The following is a 14,448-nucleotide window of genomic DNA, read 5'->3' on the forward strand; positions in this document are numbered from 1 at the left end:
CTCCCGGCGGGCGGGTGACAGTGGTTCTACGGCAAGGGCAACGCCGGTACCGCGAGTACGCGGATCCGAACATCGGCTTCGGCTGGCTGCGGTTGATCGGCGCCACCACGGTCGTCGTCGATCACAGCTGGCCGATCCTCGACCCGTCCCGGCTGACGATCTTCCCGGCGAGCTGGGACGCGTCCCCGGGCTACGTGGCCCTCATGGCGTTCTTCGCGATGAGCGGCTACCAGATCAGCCAGAGCTGGGCCAGCGATCCGTCGTGGTGGCGGTTCAGCGCCAAACGGGTGCTGCGCATCTTCCCGCCGGTACTGGTGGTCGTGGCCGCACTGGTGTTCGTGATCGGCCCGCTGTTCACCACGTTGTCGGCGGGGGAGTACTGGAGCGACAAGCAGACCTGGCGCTACTTCGTCGGCACGTCGTTGCTGTTCCTGCTGCAACACGAGCTGCCGGGCGTCTTCGTCGACAACCCGTACCCGTGGTCGGTCAACGGGTCGTTGTGGACACTGCCGATGGAGGTGATCGGCTACGTCCTCGTGCTGGCGGTCGGGCTCCTGCTGCTGCTCGGCCTCGGCCGGTGGTTCGTGTTTCCGGTGCTCGCGGCGCTGCTGGTGGCCGACAGCCGGATCCAGGCGACGATGGGCTACCACGGTGACGTCGGATCGCTGATCGAGGTGCCGCTCGGTTCCACCGTGGCGTTCATGGTGCCGTTCGCGATGGGCATGGTGGTGTTCGCGTTCCGCGACCGCATTCCGCTCAACCCCTGGGTGGCGCTGGGCCTGCTCGGGCTGTGGATCGCCGTGCACCAGACGCCGCTCGACCGGTACGTGCTCGCCGTGATGGCCACCTACGGCGCGATCGTGTGGGCGCACCACTGGCCGCGTCGGCTCGAAATGGACGGTCGCTGGATCTTCGGCAGTTACGGCATGTACATCTGGGGGTTCCCGGTCCAGCAACTGATCATCATCGCCGGAGTGGACGACCCGTGGGTGCTCGCGGCGCTCGCGGTTCCCGCCGCGTACCTGTGCGGTGTCGCCTCCTGGGTGTTCGTCGAGGTGCCGACCCAGCGCCTGCGCCGCCACCTGAAGAAGCCGCTGCGTGGCGGCCCGCCCGCTGCCGCCGCGCCCCCCGGCCGTGCGGAGCCGGAGGTCAGGAGGGCGGGAACTCCGCCTGCAGGGCCTCCACGGTCTCGGTCGTGAGCGTCGCCAGCTGCGCCTCGTCGGCGGGCGTGGGCTGGGAGACCCAGAGATTGACCACGACGGTGTCCGACGTGTACCAGGTGCCCCGCAGGGTGCGGTCGCCGATCTGCCCGGTGAGGCCGCCCTCGACGTCTTCCACGGTGGTGAACCCGGCGTTCACGACGAGCTCGCTCAGTGCGGTGGTGAGCGAGGTGGCGCGTTCGGCGTCGGGCGTGGGGATGACCAGCAGGAAGTAGCCGGTGTCGCCGTCGGTCGACGCCCGGTGGACGACCTCGTTCACCCCGTGGTCGGTGAGGATCTGCGCGGAGTGCTCGGGATAGAGGCTGAGCTCGACGCCCTTGTCCACCGCGAGCGTGGAGTCGTTGGGGCTGGGCGTGCCCGGCAGCACGGGCACGCGGTCCTCCAACGCGGGACGGTCACCGCCCTGCGCGGTGTCGCCGTCGGCGGCACCTGAGCCGGGTGCGCCGGTGCCGGAGTCCACCGACGCGGGCGGTGCCTCCGAGCGGTCCTGCCCCAACCACCACGCTCCGCCGATCACCGCGCCGAGCGCGAGGAACACCGCGCCCGAGATCGCCACCCAGGTGAGGCCGGTCCGGCGACCCCGCTCGCCGCCGTCGTTGTCGTTGTCGTCGTCGCTACCCGGGGCAGTGGGCGGTGGCGTCGAGAAGTCGATCCTGCGCAGGAGCTCGGTGGGCCGCTCGTCGGCGGGGCTCGGTGCGGTGGTCGGGCGGGTGGTCGACAGCAGCGAGGCCGCGGCCGGGGTGGGTTTCCGGTCCGCGCCCGGCTCGGGCTGTGCGCTGGCGGGATTGGCGGCCGCCCACTGCGCACCGCCGTCCCGACGCGCGCTGCTCGCCGAGGAATCGGGCGTGGTCGAGGTCGGCTCGTCGCCGGACGGGTGGTCGGCCGAGGAGTCGGTGGACGACGGGGGAGTGTCCGGGGCGGCCGAGGGCTCGGAGGGCTCGGAGGGCTCGGAGGGCTTGGAGGGCTTGGAGGGCTCGGAGGTAGCGGGGGAATCCGTGGAAGCCTGCGAGGATTCGGCCGTCGCCGTGCCGCTCGCGGTGCTCGAACGGGCGAACGCCGTCAGCGGCGCGCCCGACACCTCGGCCAGGATGTCCTCCCGACGACGCCGATGCTCGCTGCTGGTGATGGTGCCCGCCGCGAGTTCGGTGTCGAGACGACGCAACTCTTCCTGCCAGGACATCGTCAACCCCTCCAGCGCCGGTGCAGCTGGTACACCATAGTTCGCCACCCGTTCGCGTGACATTCTGGCGGTAGAATCGAACGCATGGTGTTGTTCGGTCGAAACAAGACGCAGCTGGTGTCCGCCGACGAGGCTCTGCCCGGGCGGGCGGAAGCGCTTGTGACGCCCGATGTCCACGCCGTGTTCGGCGACCGGCGGATCAAGCCACCGTTTCCCGAGGGCATGAGCACGGCCGTGTTCGGGCTGGGCTGCTTCTGGGGTGCCGAGCGCCTGTTCTGGCAGACGCCGGGCGTGTACTCGACGGCCGTCGGGTACGCGGGCGGGCACACGCCCAACCCGACGTACGAGGAGGTCTGCACGGCCCTCACCGGGCACGCCGAGGTCGTGCTGGTCGTCTTCGATCCCTCCGCGGTGTCGTACGAGACGCTGCTCAAGGTGTTCTGGGAGGGGCACGACCCCACGCAGGGCATGCGGCAGGGCAACGACGTCGGGACCCAGTACCGCTCGGCGGTGTACTTCACCGACGACGAGCAGCGCCGCGTCGCCGAGGCCTCGCGCGAGTCGTTCCAGAAGGCGCTGACCGCGGCGGGGCACGGCGAGATCACCACGGAGTTCGCGCCGCTGCGGGAGTTCTACTACGCCGAGGAGTTCCACCAGCAGTACCTCTACAAGGTGCCGAACGGGTACTGCGGGCTCGGCGGCACGGGTGTGTCCTGCCCCGTGGGAATCGCCTCGGCCGAGTAGTCCGGGACAAGCGAGAAGGGCGGTGGCCGTTCGGCCACCGCCCTTTCTCATGCTGAGCGGACGACGGGATTCGAACCCGCGACCCTCACCTTGGCAAGGTGATGCGCTACCAGCTGCGCTACGTCCGCGTGCGTCGGGTTTCTCAACCCGTGCGTAAGACAGTGTATACCTACCCGTCTCGGCCACTCGATGGAGGGTCGTTGGGTGACAGCAGGGCGACCCTCCGGGTACGAACGGATGCGGGTGTCCGAGTGACTCCGTATGGTGTTCAAAGTTCAACCGAAAGGGCTACGGCCCGGAGGGGGTGCCCGACGGTATGTCGAACGACTCGGTCCCCACATCCGACCAACCGGGTCTCGTGGAGCGCATCCGGTCCGGAGACGACGCTGCTTTCGGTGAGCTCTTCCAAGCCCACGAAGCCGCCGTCCGCAGACTGGCGCGGGGGTTGGTGTCCGACGCGTCCGAGGCGGAGGACGTCACGGCCGAGACGTTCTTCCGCGTCTTCCAGGCCATCCGCCGGGGCAACGGGCCGCGGGAGAACGTGCGCGCGTATCTGCTGACCGTGGCCCGTCGCGTGTCGTGGGAGTGGCAGGGGTCGCGTCGCGAAGTCCCGGTGACGGACGACGAACTGCTGGCCCGAGCGGAGTCGCGCGGCGACGCCCAGAGCGGCACCGCCGAGTCCACGCTCATCACGCGCGCGTTCACGAGTCTTCCCGAGCGGTGGCGCATCGTGCTGTGGCACACGGAGGTCGAGGGTGAGCAGCCCGCCGTCGTCGCGCCGCACTTCGGGCTCAGCGCCAACGCCACCGCGGCGCTGGCCCGAAGGGCCCGGATCGGTCTTCGGGCGGCCTATCTGCAGGCCCATCTGGCCGCCGACAGCTCGTCCACGGGATGCCGCAGTGTGGTGCGCAAACTCGGGGGCTACACGGTGGGCAGCGTGACCGGGGCGGAAGCCCGCCGGATCCGCAGCCATCTGAACGCCTGTGCGTCGTGCCGGTCGACGCTCGACGAGCTGCAGCAGGTCTGTTCGTCCCTGCGCGCGCACGCGGGAACGTTGGTCCTGCTGGTACCGCTGTCCGGGCTCGCGCTGGCCGGGTCGGGTGCGGGCGCCGGTGCCGGTGCGGGCGCCGCCGTCGCCGCGGGTGGTTCCGCGACCGCCGGCGGGGTCGCCGCGGGAGGGGGAGCGGGGGTGGCCGCCACCACTGCGGCCTTCGGTGGCGGCAAGTTCGGGTTGACGTTCGTGTCCGCGGCGGCGGTCGTCGGCATGGCGGGCAGTCCCGTCCTCCCGGAGATGCAGGCTCAGCACGTCGAGTCGGCGTCGCCGGGCGGCGGATCGGTGAGCGTGTCGTCGGAGGCGCCGGACGGTGGACCCGCGCCGAGCGATCGCATCGGCCTGGTTTCGGAGTCGGGCGCGCCACGGGAGGACACCGGCTCGACCGTCCACTCCACGGAGTCCGTGGACGGCGAGTGGGGTCCCACCGACTACACGCTTCCCGCCGAGGTCAGCCTCGGTGTCGACGGGCATGCGCCCGCACTGCCCGGGGAGTCGGTTCCCGGCCGGACCGACACGAGCGTTCCGAGCGAGACGGTGCCGCCCGAGGACGTCTCGTCGCCCGGGCCGACCTCCGGTGAGGAGACCCGGACCGGCACGGGAAGCAACCCCCGCGACGACGCCGACGACACTGCCGAGCCATCCGGCCGCGGCGGCATCCCGCCGTCGGACGGTCAGGGCCCGCCGTCCTGGGCGTCGGCGCGGGGAAACGTGGTGCCGACCGGCTGAGCTCGGCCGGGACGGAGCAGAGCCCACCGGGTGACACGACGGGCTTCCCGAGGCCGCGACGATCACGGTAACGTTGCGGTGACGATCTGCACCGGGCTAGCGGAGGAAGCGATGAACCGGCTTGTCCAGGGATCCGACGGCCGGGAGTGGGTCATCCGTGCGCACATGGAGTGGCGCAAGCCGGCCACGGCCGACGACTTCGAGCACGACGTCGCCGCCAACCAGGCACCCGGAATCGCGATGATGGGGGTCACCCTCGCCCTGGCCGTCGTCCTGCTGGTGTGGATGCCCGACGACGTCGTGGTGCCGCAGTGGGTTCCGCTCGCGTTGCTGCTCGTGGCGTTGTTCTTCCCCCTGCGCTGGGTTCTGCGCAGGCCGTGGACCGTGGTCGCCGAGACGGAGGGCGACGCCACCGGCGAGAAGCCGTCCGAGCGGTGGGTGGGCACGGTCATCGGTATGTTGAACGTGAGGGGCGAGGTCACGCGCATCGCCAAGTCGATCCACAAGCACGACCTGCCCGATTTCGACGGTCCACTACATCCGGTCGAGTAGCCCATGCCCGAGTTGCCCGAGGTCGAAGCCCTCGCGTACTTCCTCCGGGAGCACGCGCTCGGCCGCGTGGTGACGAGGGTCGACGTCGCGTCGTTGACCGTCCTCAAGACCGTGAGTCCACCGTCGACGGAACTCCACGGCAGGACGGTGACCGGCGCGACCCGGCACGGCAAGTACCTGGATGTCGACTGCGACGGACTGCACCTCGTCGCTCATCTCGCCCGAGCCGGCTGGTTGCGCTGGTCCGACTCGCTCGCGCCGACGCCGCCGCGGCCGGGACGCGGTCCGGTCGCGTTGCGGGTGCGGTTGTCGGACGACGGGACGAGCCCGGGGTTCGACCTGACCGAGGCGGGGACCAAGAAGGATCTCGCGGTGTGGATCGTGGACGATCCCCGCCAGGTGCCGGGAATCGCGAAACTCGGCCCCGACGCCCTGGACCTCGATCGCGACGGCTGGGCGGTATTGCTGCACGGCAGCAGCGCCCGACTGAAGACGGTGCTCGTCGACCAGTCGACGGTCGCGGGCATCGGCAACGCGTACTCGGACGAGATCCTGCACACCGCGCGGCTGTCCCCGTACGCGACCGCGGGACGGTTGTCCGACGAGGCGCTCGACCGGCTCGCCGAGGCCGCACGCGTGGTCCTGACCGACGCCGTGGACCGGTCGGTCGGGCAGAAGGCGGCGCGGCTGAAGGGGGAGAAGCGGTCGGGCCTGCGCGTGCACGGGCGGACGGGTCTGCCGTGCCCCGTGTGCGGTGACACGGTGCGCGAGGTGTCGTTCGCCGACCGGGCGTTCCAGTACTGCCCGACGTGCCAAACGGGTGGAAAGACGCTCGCCGACCGCCGCATGTCACGACTGTTGAAGTGACAACGGGCGACACCGGCGCTGAGCATCGTGACTCTGGGTGGCCGAAAAGCGGTTCTGCGTGCTTGATCGAGTACGGATGGTGTGCACTCAGATCTTGCACGTGACGGTGTGAACGCAGAGCATGGACGCTGTGTCAAGTGTGTTGACCACGCAGACCGTCGTGGCCTTCGGTCTGGGGGCTTGCCTCGTCGGGCTGGTCACCGTCCTCGTCGCCGTCGTCAGACGCCGCAACCCGGGCGGAGCCGTCGACGAGGCCGTCCTCGACGCTGTCCGCTTCATGTCGGACTCGCCGCTCGAACTGCGGCGAGGGCTGAACCCGGACGCCGCCGACAGGATCACGTCGCGACTGCTGAGACTGTTGCGCTGTGTCGCGGTGGGCGTCACCGACCGCGACGGCAGCCTGCTGTCGTGGGACGGGGAGGCGAACGACCACTACGTCGACCTCGTCGATCCCATCGGGACCGCGATCCGCAAGAAGCGGCACGAGATCGTGTCGCACAACAAGGTGCCCTGCAACCACAAGGGCACCTGCCGGATGCGCACGGCCGTGATCGTCCCGCTGATCATCGAGGACAACACCGACGCGGTCCTCATCGTCGTCGGGCGCACGCGCGGGCGGGTGATCGTGCAGCTGGCGGAGGCCGTCTCGAAGTTCGTCACCACGCAGCTGGAGGCCGCGCGTCTCGAACAGGCCCGGCACGAGCTGCAGCGGGCCGAGATCAAGGCGTTGCGGGCCCAGATCTCGCCGCACTTCGTCTACAACGCGCTGAACACGATCTCGTCGCTGATCCGGACCGACCCGGAGGAGGCGCGGGAGCTGTTGCAGGACTTCGCGGACTTCACGCGGTACTGCTTCCGGGCGGAAGGCACCTACACCACCCTGTCGGACGAACTCCGCAACATCGATCGATACCTCACGATCGAGGGCGCCCGTTACGGCAGCAGGCTCAACGTCCGGCTCAAGATCGCTCCCGAGGTCCAGTCGGTCGTGGTGCCGTTCCTGCTCATCCAGCCGCTGGTGGAGAACGCCGTGAAGCACGGGATCGCGAACAAGCCCGGCGGCGGCACGGTGACGGTGGTGGCGCAGGACATCGGCAACGAGGCCGAGATCAGCGTCGAGGACGACGGGGTGGGCATGGATCCCGCCCTGCTGGAGGGGATGCGCAACTCCCGGAGCAGCGCGCACATCGGTCTCGCGGGCATCAACTACCGGATGCAGCAGGTCTACCACGACCGTTACTCGCTCATGGTCGAGACGGCGGTGGGCGCGGGCATGAAGGTGACCATGCGGGTGCCCAAGTTCGTGCGGGCGGTGCGGCCCGACATGCCCGGGTACGCCGAGAGCGAGCCCCCGACGGTGCGGCGTGCGGCGGTGCAGGCGAGGCCCGGCGCGGCCCTCGGATCGTGACCGGCGACCGGGCCGCGAGAACGAACCGCGGGACGTGATGATCAGTACGCTGGAGTCATGAGTCGCAAGGACACCCTGGTCTCCCGCATTCCCAAGCTGGGCGAGCGCGTCGAGCGCAAGGACGTCGTCTCCGTCGTCAAGCTCCACGGCGTGATCACGCCGCAGGCGTCGCCGCTGTCGGCCCGCGGCTCCATCAACCTGGCCGCTGTGGAATCGGCGTTGAAGAGGGCGTTCTCCCACGAGCGGCTCCAGGCGGTGGCGTTGCAGATCAACTCGCCGGGTGGCGCGCCCACGCAGTCGGGTCTCGTCGCCGAGCGCATCCGCCAGCTGGCCGACGAGAAGGGGGTCCCGGTGCTCGCGTTCGCGGAGGACGTGGCCGCCTCCGGCGGGTACTGGCTCGCGTGCGCGGCCGACGAGATCTACGCCCACCGCACGTCGATGGTGGGGTCCATCGGCGTCATCTCGGGTTCGTTCGGCTTCGCGCAACTGCTGGAGCGCTTCGGTGTCGAGCGCAGGCTCTACACGGCGGGGGAGAACAAGTCCCGGCTCGACCCGTTCAGCCCGGAGAAGCCGGAGGACGTCGAGTGGCTGCGCTCGATGCACTCGCAGCTCCACGAGATGTTCGTCGACTGGGTGAAGCAGCGGCGTGGTGCTCGCCTGCGCGACTCGGAGGACCTGTTCTCGGGCGACATCTGGCTCGGGGCCAAGGCCGTGGAGCTCGGGCTCGTGGACGGCCTCGGCAACCTCCGCGACGTGGTCGAGAAGCGGTTCCCGGACGCCGAGATCACGGTCGCCGAGCCGAAGAAGCCTCTGCTCGCCCGACTCGGCATGGCCTCGCCCGCCGCCGCGGTGCTGCAGGCGTTGGAACACCGTGCGGCGTGGTCTCGCTTCGGTCTGTGATCGATTTCGACTACGCTGAAGCGAACGGGTGGTGTCCGAATCGCCCGGCAGCGTAGTGGACAGAGACCCTTGCAAGCGGCAGGATGCGTTTCACTGTGAGTGCTCCCCATGACACACCGAAGCTGCTCGTCCTCGCTGTCGACGACGAGCCGCACGGTCTTGATCAGCTGAAGCACTGTCTTGAGGCGAACGCCTACGTCGGACGCGTGCTTCCGGCCGTCGACGCCTCCGAGGCGCTACGGCTTCTCGGTTCCGACGACGACCTCATCCGGGCGCGCAAGCACCGCGGCCTGCCGCCGGTGGACGCGGTGTTCGCGGACATCAACATGCCGGGGTTGTCCGGGATGGAGATGTCGCGGGTGTTCGCGTCGCTGAACCCCGCTCCGGTGCTCGTGTTCGTCACGGGCCACGCGGAGGAGGCGGTCGAGGCGTTCGACCTCGGTGCCGTCGACTACGTGCTCAAACCCGCGCGGCAGGAGCGCATCGACAAGGCCGTGTCGCGCGTGGTCGAGAAGATCGAGGCGGCGTCGGGCCTGCGCAGGCCGTCGGAGCCCGAGCGGGACCGCGACAACGAGGTGATCCCCGTGGAACTCGCGGGCACCACCAAGCTCATCCCTCGCTCGTCGGTGCGCTGGGTGGAGGCGCAGGGCGACTACGCACGGTTGTTCACCACCGAGGGCAGCCACCTCGTCCGGATCCCTCTGGCGCAGCTCGAGGAGAGGTGGGCCAAGGCCGGGTTCGTCCGCATCCACCGGTCGTTCCTCGTGGCGTTGCCGCTCATCACCGAGCTCCGCATGGGCCAGGGCGGCTACCAGGTCGTGATCGGCAACGAGGAGAAGGTCCTGCCCGTCAGCCGCCGGCACACGCGGGAGCTGAAGGACAAGCTGGTCGGTTCGTCGCGGTTGGGTTAGCCGGCCGTGACCGACGACGACCTCTACAGCAGCGTCCAGGGCATCCGGCAGCCGGATCCGACACTGGGCAAGAAGCCGTTGCCGTCGGAGACCGTGCGGCCGGCCGTCTCTCTGTCCACACCGGCGGAGCCTGCCGCCAAACCGCGCCGGCAGCGGGTCGTGCTCGCCGCGCCGCGGCGGATGTCGAGCGCGTCGATGCGCGCGCGCGTGGAGCTGGCCGAGCAGACCAGCTGGGGCAAGCTGCTCGTCAAGGATCTCGTGAAGGTGCAGTTGCGGGCGGGACTGCTGCTCTTCGGTCTCGTGGTCGTGGCGCTCGGTGTGTTGCCGCTGCTGTTCCACCACGCCCCGGAGCTCGCGGCCTGGCGGGTGATCGGTATCCCGCTGCCGTGGATCGTGCTGGGCATCCTGCCGTTTCCGCTGCTGTTCGGCGTCGGCCTGTGGTACAACCGGCTGGCGGAGCGACACGAACGGGACTTCGTCGCGATGATCGAGAACTGACTTCCGTCGGCACAGGTAGCGAGGGCAGTCCGTGCAGCTGAACCCGTGGGCTCTCGTCGGTGTCGGGTTGGTGACGGCTGCGGCCTCCTACCTCGGTCGCCGCACGTCGCAGTTCGCGCGGCCCACCGACGACTTCCTCGTCGCACGTCGCATGGTGCGGTCGAGGCGCAACGCGTCCGCGATCTCCGGCGAGTACCTCTGCGCCGCGTCGGTCCTCGGGGTGTCGGGCCTGGTTCTCAAGGACGGCGCCGACGCGCTCTGGTACCCCATCGGGTTCACCGCGGGTTTCCTCGCGCTCGGGGTCTTCGTGGCGGCGCCGCTGCGTCGTTCGGGCGCCTACACGATCCCGGACTTCGTGGAGGCGCGGCTGGGGTCCGCGGGGCTGCGCCGGACGTCGACGTGCTTCGTGCTGGCACTGGGGCTCGTGTACCTCGTGCCGCAGTTGCAGGGGGTCAACCTGGCTCTCACGGCGATCGCGCCGGGCGCCGAGGCGTGGTGGGGCCCGGTGGCCGTGATCGTGCTGCTCGTGGTCAACATCGTGTGGGGCGGGATGCGCGCGGCCACGCTCGTGCAGGCGTTCCACCACTGGATCAAGCTGTTCGCGCTGGCCATCCCCGCGTTCTTCCTGTGTGCGGTCTTCCTCGGCAGCGGAGGGTCGGGTGCGACGGGCGGCCTCGGTGACGAGGCCCCGCCGGAATTCACGGAGGAGACCACGGTCACGGTGCGCACCGACGTCGTCCTGCACGTCGGGGAGCCCACGACGGTGCACGCACTCGACCGGGAACCGGCCGGGCCGCGCCTGTGGTCGCCGGGAGTCGACTACCCCGTGCGGGAGGGCGAGCGGCTGCTGTTCCCGGCGGCGTCGGACGTCCCCGTGGTGAGCGACGCGGCGACCGACAACGCGAGCTGGCTCCGCCCCACCGAGGACGGCGACGAGGTGTGGTGGACCTACTCGGTGATCGTGGCGACGTTCCTCGGCACGATGGGACTGCCGCACGTGCTGGCCCGCTTCTACACCAATCCCGACGGGCGGGCGGCGCGGCGCACCACCGTGCAGGTGCTGCTCCTGGTCGGGCTGTTCTACCTCTTCCCGATCCTGTTGGGGGCGCTGTCCCGCCTGTACGTGCCGGAGTTGCTGGTGACCGGCGAGACCGACGCGGCGGTGTTGCGGGTGCCGACGGCCATGCTGCCCGGGGTTGCGGGGCAGTTGGTCGTCGCGGTGCTCGCGGCCGGGGCGTTCACGGCGTTCGTGTCGACGTCGTCGGGACTGCTCGTCAGCGTCGCGGGCATGGTCGCCACCGACCTGTTGTGGAACAGGACCCGCGACTTCGCGATCGCCGTCGTGGTCGTCGCGGGTGTGGCGACGGCGGGTGCGGTCGTACTCCCGCTCGACGACCTCGTGCACACGGTGGGGTTGGCGTTCGCGCTCGCGGCGTCGACGTTCTGCCCGCTGCTGCTGCTCGGTATCTGGTGGCGGCGGCTGACCTGGGTCGGCGCGCTGCTGGGGATGCTGGTCGGCGGTCTGGGAGTGCTGACCGCCATCGGTTTCCACGTCGCGAGCCGGTTGACCGGGATGGACGTGCCGTGGTTCGTCACCCAGCCCGCCCTGCTGACCGTGCCGGCCGCGCTGCTCACCACGGTGATCGTGAGCCTCGCGACCGCTCGCCGGGTGCCCGGGGACGTCGACGTGGTGATGCTCCAGCTGCACGCGCCCGACCACCTGGGCTTCATGCGCGACGGGAGCACGCGGTCGAGGAGCGGCGGTGCCCTCGATGCCGACGCGAGTGGCAGGCACCGCAGCCTGTGACGGTTCACGGGCATCGCACGAGGCAGCATGCGACGATGAGGCCGTGAACCACTCCGATGTACCCACGGTCTCGGTCGAGCAGCTTTCGACGAGCGACGCCGTGTTGCTCGACGTGAGGGAATCCGACGAGTGGGCGGCGGGCCACGCGCCCTCCGCCGTCCACATCCCGCTGGGCGATCTGCCCGCACGTGCGGGTGAGCTCGCGGAGCTCGCCGCCGACCGGCCCGTCTACGTCGTCTGCCGCACCGGTGGCCGATCGGCGCGGGCGGTGGCCTGGTTGAACGCCGCGGGCGTCGTCGACGCCGTCAACGTCGCGGGTGGCATGAAGACGTGGCACGTCCAGGGCCGTCCGCTGGTCGGTGAGCACACGGACGTGCCGCCAGAGGTGCTGTGAGACGCGAGGTCGGGCGCGCGTGACTCGTCCACCGGCCGCTCCGTGGGGGCCTGCTCCGGGACACCGGGGCGGGCAGCACTCGCGCGTTCCGGTGCGGTGGGTCGCCTTGCCGCCGGGCGAGGGCCGTCCGCGCATCGGTGACGACCGCCGGGCTCGCGCACCGTACTCGGGCCCGCCCGCCTACGACTCCGTACCGCGCTGGGGCTTCCCGCACGTGGTGTGGCGTTGGCCGACGGCCGTGCAGGGCACGAGCGCGGCCACACCGGTGCCGTCCCAGCGACTGCTGCTCATCGCCCGCAACGCCGTGGCCGTGCTGTGGACCGTCGTCGGCCTGGCGGGTGTGGCGGCGGGCGCGGAGCTCTGGCGTTACGTCCTGCTGGTACTGAGCCGCGATCGGGCGTTGTCCCCGTCCGTGGTGGGTGCCTCCGACGCCCTGGTGCTGACGTTCTCGCTGCTGACCTTCGTGGTGTCGGCGTTCGCGCTCGCCGTGTCGGTGTGGTGGCTGCTCGTGGCGCGGCGAGCCGCCGCGGACGAGGCCGGGCAGGAGCCGCCGCGTTCGACCGCGCAGGTGCTGGTCGGCCTGCTGGTGCCCGGCCTGAACCTGGCGATGGCGGGCTCGATCCTCGCCGAGCTCGAACACGCCGCGATCCGCAGGCCCGCGAACCGCCGACCGACCCCGTCGCGGTTGGTGCTGGCGTGGTGGGCGGCGTGGGTCGCGAACGCGGTGCTGCTGACGCTCACCCTGGTGTGGCGGGCCCGCGACGGGGTGCAGGCCCAGGTCGACGCGGTGTTCCTGACGGCGCTCACCGATCTTGCCGCCGTGCTGCTCGCGGTGCTCACGCTGCAGGTCGTCCGGCGGTTCACCCGCCTGCTGGCGCCGATGGAGGAGCAGTTCGTCCGGCCGCTGCGCGTCGTGCGCGTCGAGGGGGCGCCGGAGTTGCCCCGGCGTCCCCGTCCGTCGACGGCGTCCCGCTGACCGCCGCCGCTACGTCGTCACCGACAGCCGGTCGAGCCCCCGGATCACGAACTCGGCGCGTCGTGGTGGCGTCTCGGCCTCCCGGAGCTCGGGGAGGCGCCGGGTGAGGGCGGTGAGCGCCGCCGCGATCTCGATGCGCGCCAGCGGAGCGCCGAGGCAGTAGTGCACGCCACCGCCGAAACCGAGGTGGGGATTGGGGCTGCGGCCGATGTCGAGGGTGTCCGGGGCGTCGAAGACCTCCGGGTCGCGCGCGGCCGCACCGAGCAGGGCCGCGATCTTCTCGCCCTCGGCGACGCGGTGTCCGGCGATCTCCACGTCGGTCGTCGCGGTGCGCTCGAACAGCTGCAGCGGGGAGTCGTAGCGGATGAGTTCCTCGGTGGCGGTGTCCGCGAGCGACGGGTCCCGCACCAGGCGCTCCCACTGGTCGCGGTGGGTCAGCAGGGCGTGGACGCCGTTGCCGATGACGTTCACGGTGGCCTCGTGGCCCGCCATGAGCAGCAGCACCGCCGTGGCCACCACTTCGTCGCCGGTGAGGTCGCTCGCGATGAGGTGGCTGAGCAGGTCGTCACCGGGGTGTGCGGCGCGGTGGTCGGCCAGCGCGCGCAGGTAGTCGGCGAATTCGGTGGCGGCCGCCTCGGCCTCCCGCCGCCGCGGCTCGGGCAGCCCGTACTCGTACATCTTGACGATCGCGTTGCTCCACGCGACCAGCATCGGGCCGTCGTCCTCCGGCACACCCAGAAGCTCGGCGATCACGGCGACGGGCAGGGGCTGGGCGAGGTGTTCCAGCAGGTCGGCCTGGCCGTCCTCGGCGATGCGGTCGGCAAGCGTCGCGACCATGCGGTCGGCGAGTGCCTCCACCGCCGGACGCAACCGCTCGACGTGCCCGCGGGCGAAGGCCGACGACACCAGCCTGCGCAGCCGGGTGTGCGCGGGCGGTTCGTTCTCCAGCAACGAGTTGCGGTGCAGCATGTTGAACGACGCGAACTGCTCCACCGGGGTCGCGTCCTGCCACAGGCGGCCGAGCCTGCGGTCACGCAGCACGGCGGAGGCCGAGGCGTGGGACACGGCGACGAACAGACCGAGGCCGTCGTGCCGGTGCACGGGCCCGCGCGAGCGGAGCTCGGCGAACACGGGATAGGGGTCGGCGAGGAAACGCGGATCACGCGGGTCGAACACGTCGCAGAGCGTAGATCGCCCGGTCGCGGGAGTCG

The 14,448-nt window shown here is 70.8% G+C and carries 14 protein-coding genes and 1 tRNA gene; 12 read left to right on the plus strand and 3 right to left on the minus strand.

Annotation, left to right across the window (positions count from 1 at the left end):
* The first annotated feature begins 20 nt into the window (after positions 1 to 20).
* The gene (locus SACAZDRAFT_RS13835) at positions 21 to 1,199 is read left to right on the plus strand and encodes an acyltransferase family protein (protein ID WP_040927767.1); all 1,179 of its coding nucleotides are present in this window, start codon (positions 21 to 23) and stop codon (positions 1,197 to 1,199) included.
* Here the strand turns inward: SACAZDRAFT_RS13835 and SACAZDRAFT_RS13840 are convergent.
* Positions 1,150 to 2,400, minus strand: coding sequence for a hypothetical protein (locus tag SACAZDRAFT_RS13840; RefSeq protein ID WP_005442707.1), 1,251 nt, complete (start codon positions 2,398 to 2,400; stop codon positions 1,150 to 1,152). The genes SACAZDRAFT_RS13835 and SACAZDRAFT_RS13840 overlap by 50 nt on opposite strands.
* Before the next feature lie 84 nt (positions 2,401 to 2,484).
* On the opposite strand from SACAZDRAFT_RS13840, the gene msrA reads away from it, so the two are divergent.
* Positions 2,485 to 3,144, plus strand: a complete 660-nt coding sequence (gene msrA / locus SACAZDRAFT_RS13845) for a peptide-methionine (S)-S-oxide reductase MsrA (protein WP_005442709.1) — start codon at positions 2,485 to 2,487, stop codon at positions 3,142 to 3,144.
* A 55-nt stretch (positions 3,145 to 3,199) separates the two neighbouring features.
* Here the strand turns inward: msrA and SACAZDRAFT_RS13850 are convergent.
* Positions 3,200 to 3,272, minus strand: a tRNA-Gly gene (locus SACAZDRAFT_RS13850).
* A gap of 188 nt (positions 3,273 to 3,460) precedes the next feature.
* Here SACAZDRAFT_RS13850 and SACAZDRAFT_RS22060 point away from each other — a divergent pair.
* The 10 genes from SACAZDRAFT_RS22060 (at position 3,461) to SACAZDRAFT_RS13900 (ending at position 13,237) form a co-directional block, all read left to right on the plus strand.
* Positions 3,461 to 4,924 (plus strand): sigma-70 family RNA polymerase sigma factor, encoded by a 1,464-nt coding sequence (locus SACAZDRAFT_RS22060; protein WP_005442710.1) that lies wholly within the window; start codon positions 3,461 to 3,463, stop codon positions 4,922 to 4,924.
* Between the two features lie 111 nt (positions 4,925 to 5,035).
* Positions 5,036 to 5,476 carry a hypothetical protein gene (locus SACAZDRAFT_RS13860; RefSeq protein WP_005442712.1) on the plus strand — a complete coding sequence of 147 codons (441 nt, stop codon included), beginning with the start codon at positions 5,036 to 5,038 and terminating at the stop codon, positions 5,474 to 5,476.
* A 3-nt stretch (positions 5,477 to 5,479) separates the two neighbouring features.
* Positions 5,480 to 6,343 (plus strand): Fpg/Nei family DNA glycosylase, encoded by an 864-nt coding sequence (locus SACAZDRAFT_RS13865; protein WP_005442714.1) that lies wholly within the window; start codon positions 5,480 to 5,482, stop codon positions 6,341 to 6,343.
* A 121-nt stretch (positions 6,344 to 6,464) separates the two neighbouring features.
* Positions 6,465 to 7,751 (plus strand): GAF domain-containing sensor histidine kinase, encoded by a 1,287-nt coding sequence (locus SACAZDRAFT_RS13870; protein ID WP_005442715.1) that lies wholly within the window; start codon positions 6,465 to 6,467, stop codon positions 7,749 to 7,751.
* A gap of 57 nt (positions 7,752 to 7,808) precedes the next feature.
* Positions 7,809 to 8,651 (plus strand): S49 family peptidase, encoded by an 843-nt coding sequence (locus SACAZDRAFT_RS13875; protein ID WP_005442716.1) that lies wholly within the window; start codon positions 7,809 to 7,811, stop codon positions 8,649 to 8,651.
* Between the two features lie 83 nt (positions 8,652 to 8,734).
* On the plus strand, positions 8,735 to 9,562 hold the full coding sequence (locus SACAZDRAFT_RS13880; protein ID WP_005442717.1) for a LytR/AlgR family response regulator transcription factor: 828 nt from the start codon (positions 8,735 to 8,737) through the stop codon (positions 9,560 to 9,562).
* A 6-nt stretch (positions 9,563 to 9,568) separates the two neighbouring features.
* Positions 9,569 to 10,060, plus strand: a complete 492-nt coding sequence (locus SACAZDRAFT_RS13885) for a hypothetical protein (protein WP_005442718.1) — start codon at positions 9,569 to 9,571, stop codon at positions 10,058 to 10,060.
* Positions 10,061 to 10,091: 31 nt separating this feature from the next.
* Positions 10,092 to 11,867 (plus strand): sodium/solute symporter, encoded by a 1,776-nt coding sequence (locus SACAZDRAFT_RS13890; RefSeq protein WP_005442719.1) that lies wholly within the window; start codon positions 10,092 to 10,094, stop codon positions 11,865 to 11,867.
* Between the two features lie 43 nt (positions 11,868 to 11,910).
* Positions 11,911 to 12,261, plus strand: a complete 351-nt coding sequence (locus tag SACAZDRAFT_RS13895) for a rhodanese-like domain-containing protein (protein WP_040927768.1) — start codon at positions 11,911 to 11,913, stop codon at positions 12,259 to 12,261.
* A 91-nt stretch (positions 12,262 to 12,352) separates the two neighbouring features.
* On the plus strand, positions 12,353 to 13,237 hold the full coding sequence (locus SACAZDRAFT_RS13900) for a DUF4328 domain-containing protein (protein WP_005442721.1): 885 nt from the start codon (positions 12,353 to 12,355) through the stop codon (positions 13,235 to 13,237).
* A 9-nt stretch (positions 13,238 to 13,246) separates the two neighbouring features.
* Here SACAZDRAFT_RS13900 and SACAZDRAFT_RS13905 read toward each other — a convergent pair whose 3' ends face one another.
* Positions 13,247 to 14,413 (minus strand): cytochrome P450, encoded by a 1,167-nt coding sequence (locus SACAZDRAFT_RS13905; protein ID WP_005442723.1) that lies wholly within the window; start codon positions 14,411 to 14,413, stop codon positions 13,247 to 13,249.
* Positions 14,414 to 14,448: the final 35 nt, after the last annotated feature.

The sequence above is a fragment of the Saccharomonospora azurea NA-128 genome (assembly GCF_000231055.2).
GTDB classification, from domain to species: Bacteria; Actinomycetota; Actinomycetes; order Mycobacteriales; family Pseudonocardiaceae; genus Saccharomonospora; species Saccharomonospora azurea.

Bases quoted from the DNA above. Each gene is read 5' to 3' on its own strand.
- SACAZDRAFT_RS13840 (WP_005442707.1), bottom strand. From the start codon at position 2,400: ATGTCCTGGCAGGAAGAGTTGCGTCGTCTCGACACCGAACTCGCGGCG.
- msrA (WP_005442709.1), top strand. From the start codon at position 2,485: ATGGTGTTGTTCGGTCGAAACAAGACGCAGCTGGTGTCCGCCGACGAG.
- SACAZDRAFT_RS22060 (WP_005442710.1), top strand. From the start codon at position 3,461: ATGTCGAACGACTCGGTCCCCACATCCGACCAACCGGGTCTCGTGGAG.
- SACAZDRAFT_RS13860 (WP_005442712.1), top strand. From the start codon at position 5,036: ATGAACCGGCTTGTCCAGGGATCCGACGGCCGGGAGTGGGTCATCCGT.
- SACAZDRAFT_RS13865 (WP_005442714.1), top strand. From the start codon at position 5,480: ATGCCCGAGTTGCCCGAGGTCGAAGCCCTCGCGTACTTCCTCCGGGAG.
- SACAZDRAFT_RS13870 (WP_005442715.1), top strand. From the start codon at position 6,465: ATGGACGCTGTGTCAAGTGTGTTGACCACGCAGACCGTCGTGGCCTTC.
- SACAZDRAFT_RS13875 (WP_005442716.1), top strand. From the start codon at position 7,809: ATGAGTCGCAAGGACACCCTGGTCTCCCGCATTCCCAAGCTGGGCGAG.
- SACAZDRAFT_RS13880 (WP_005442717.1), top strand. From the start codon at position 8,735: ATGCGTTTCACTGTGAGTGCTCCCCATGACACACCGAAGCTGCTCGTC.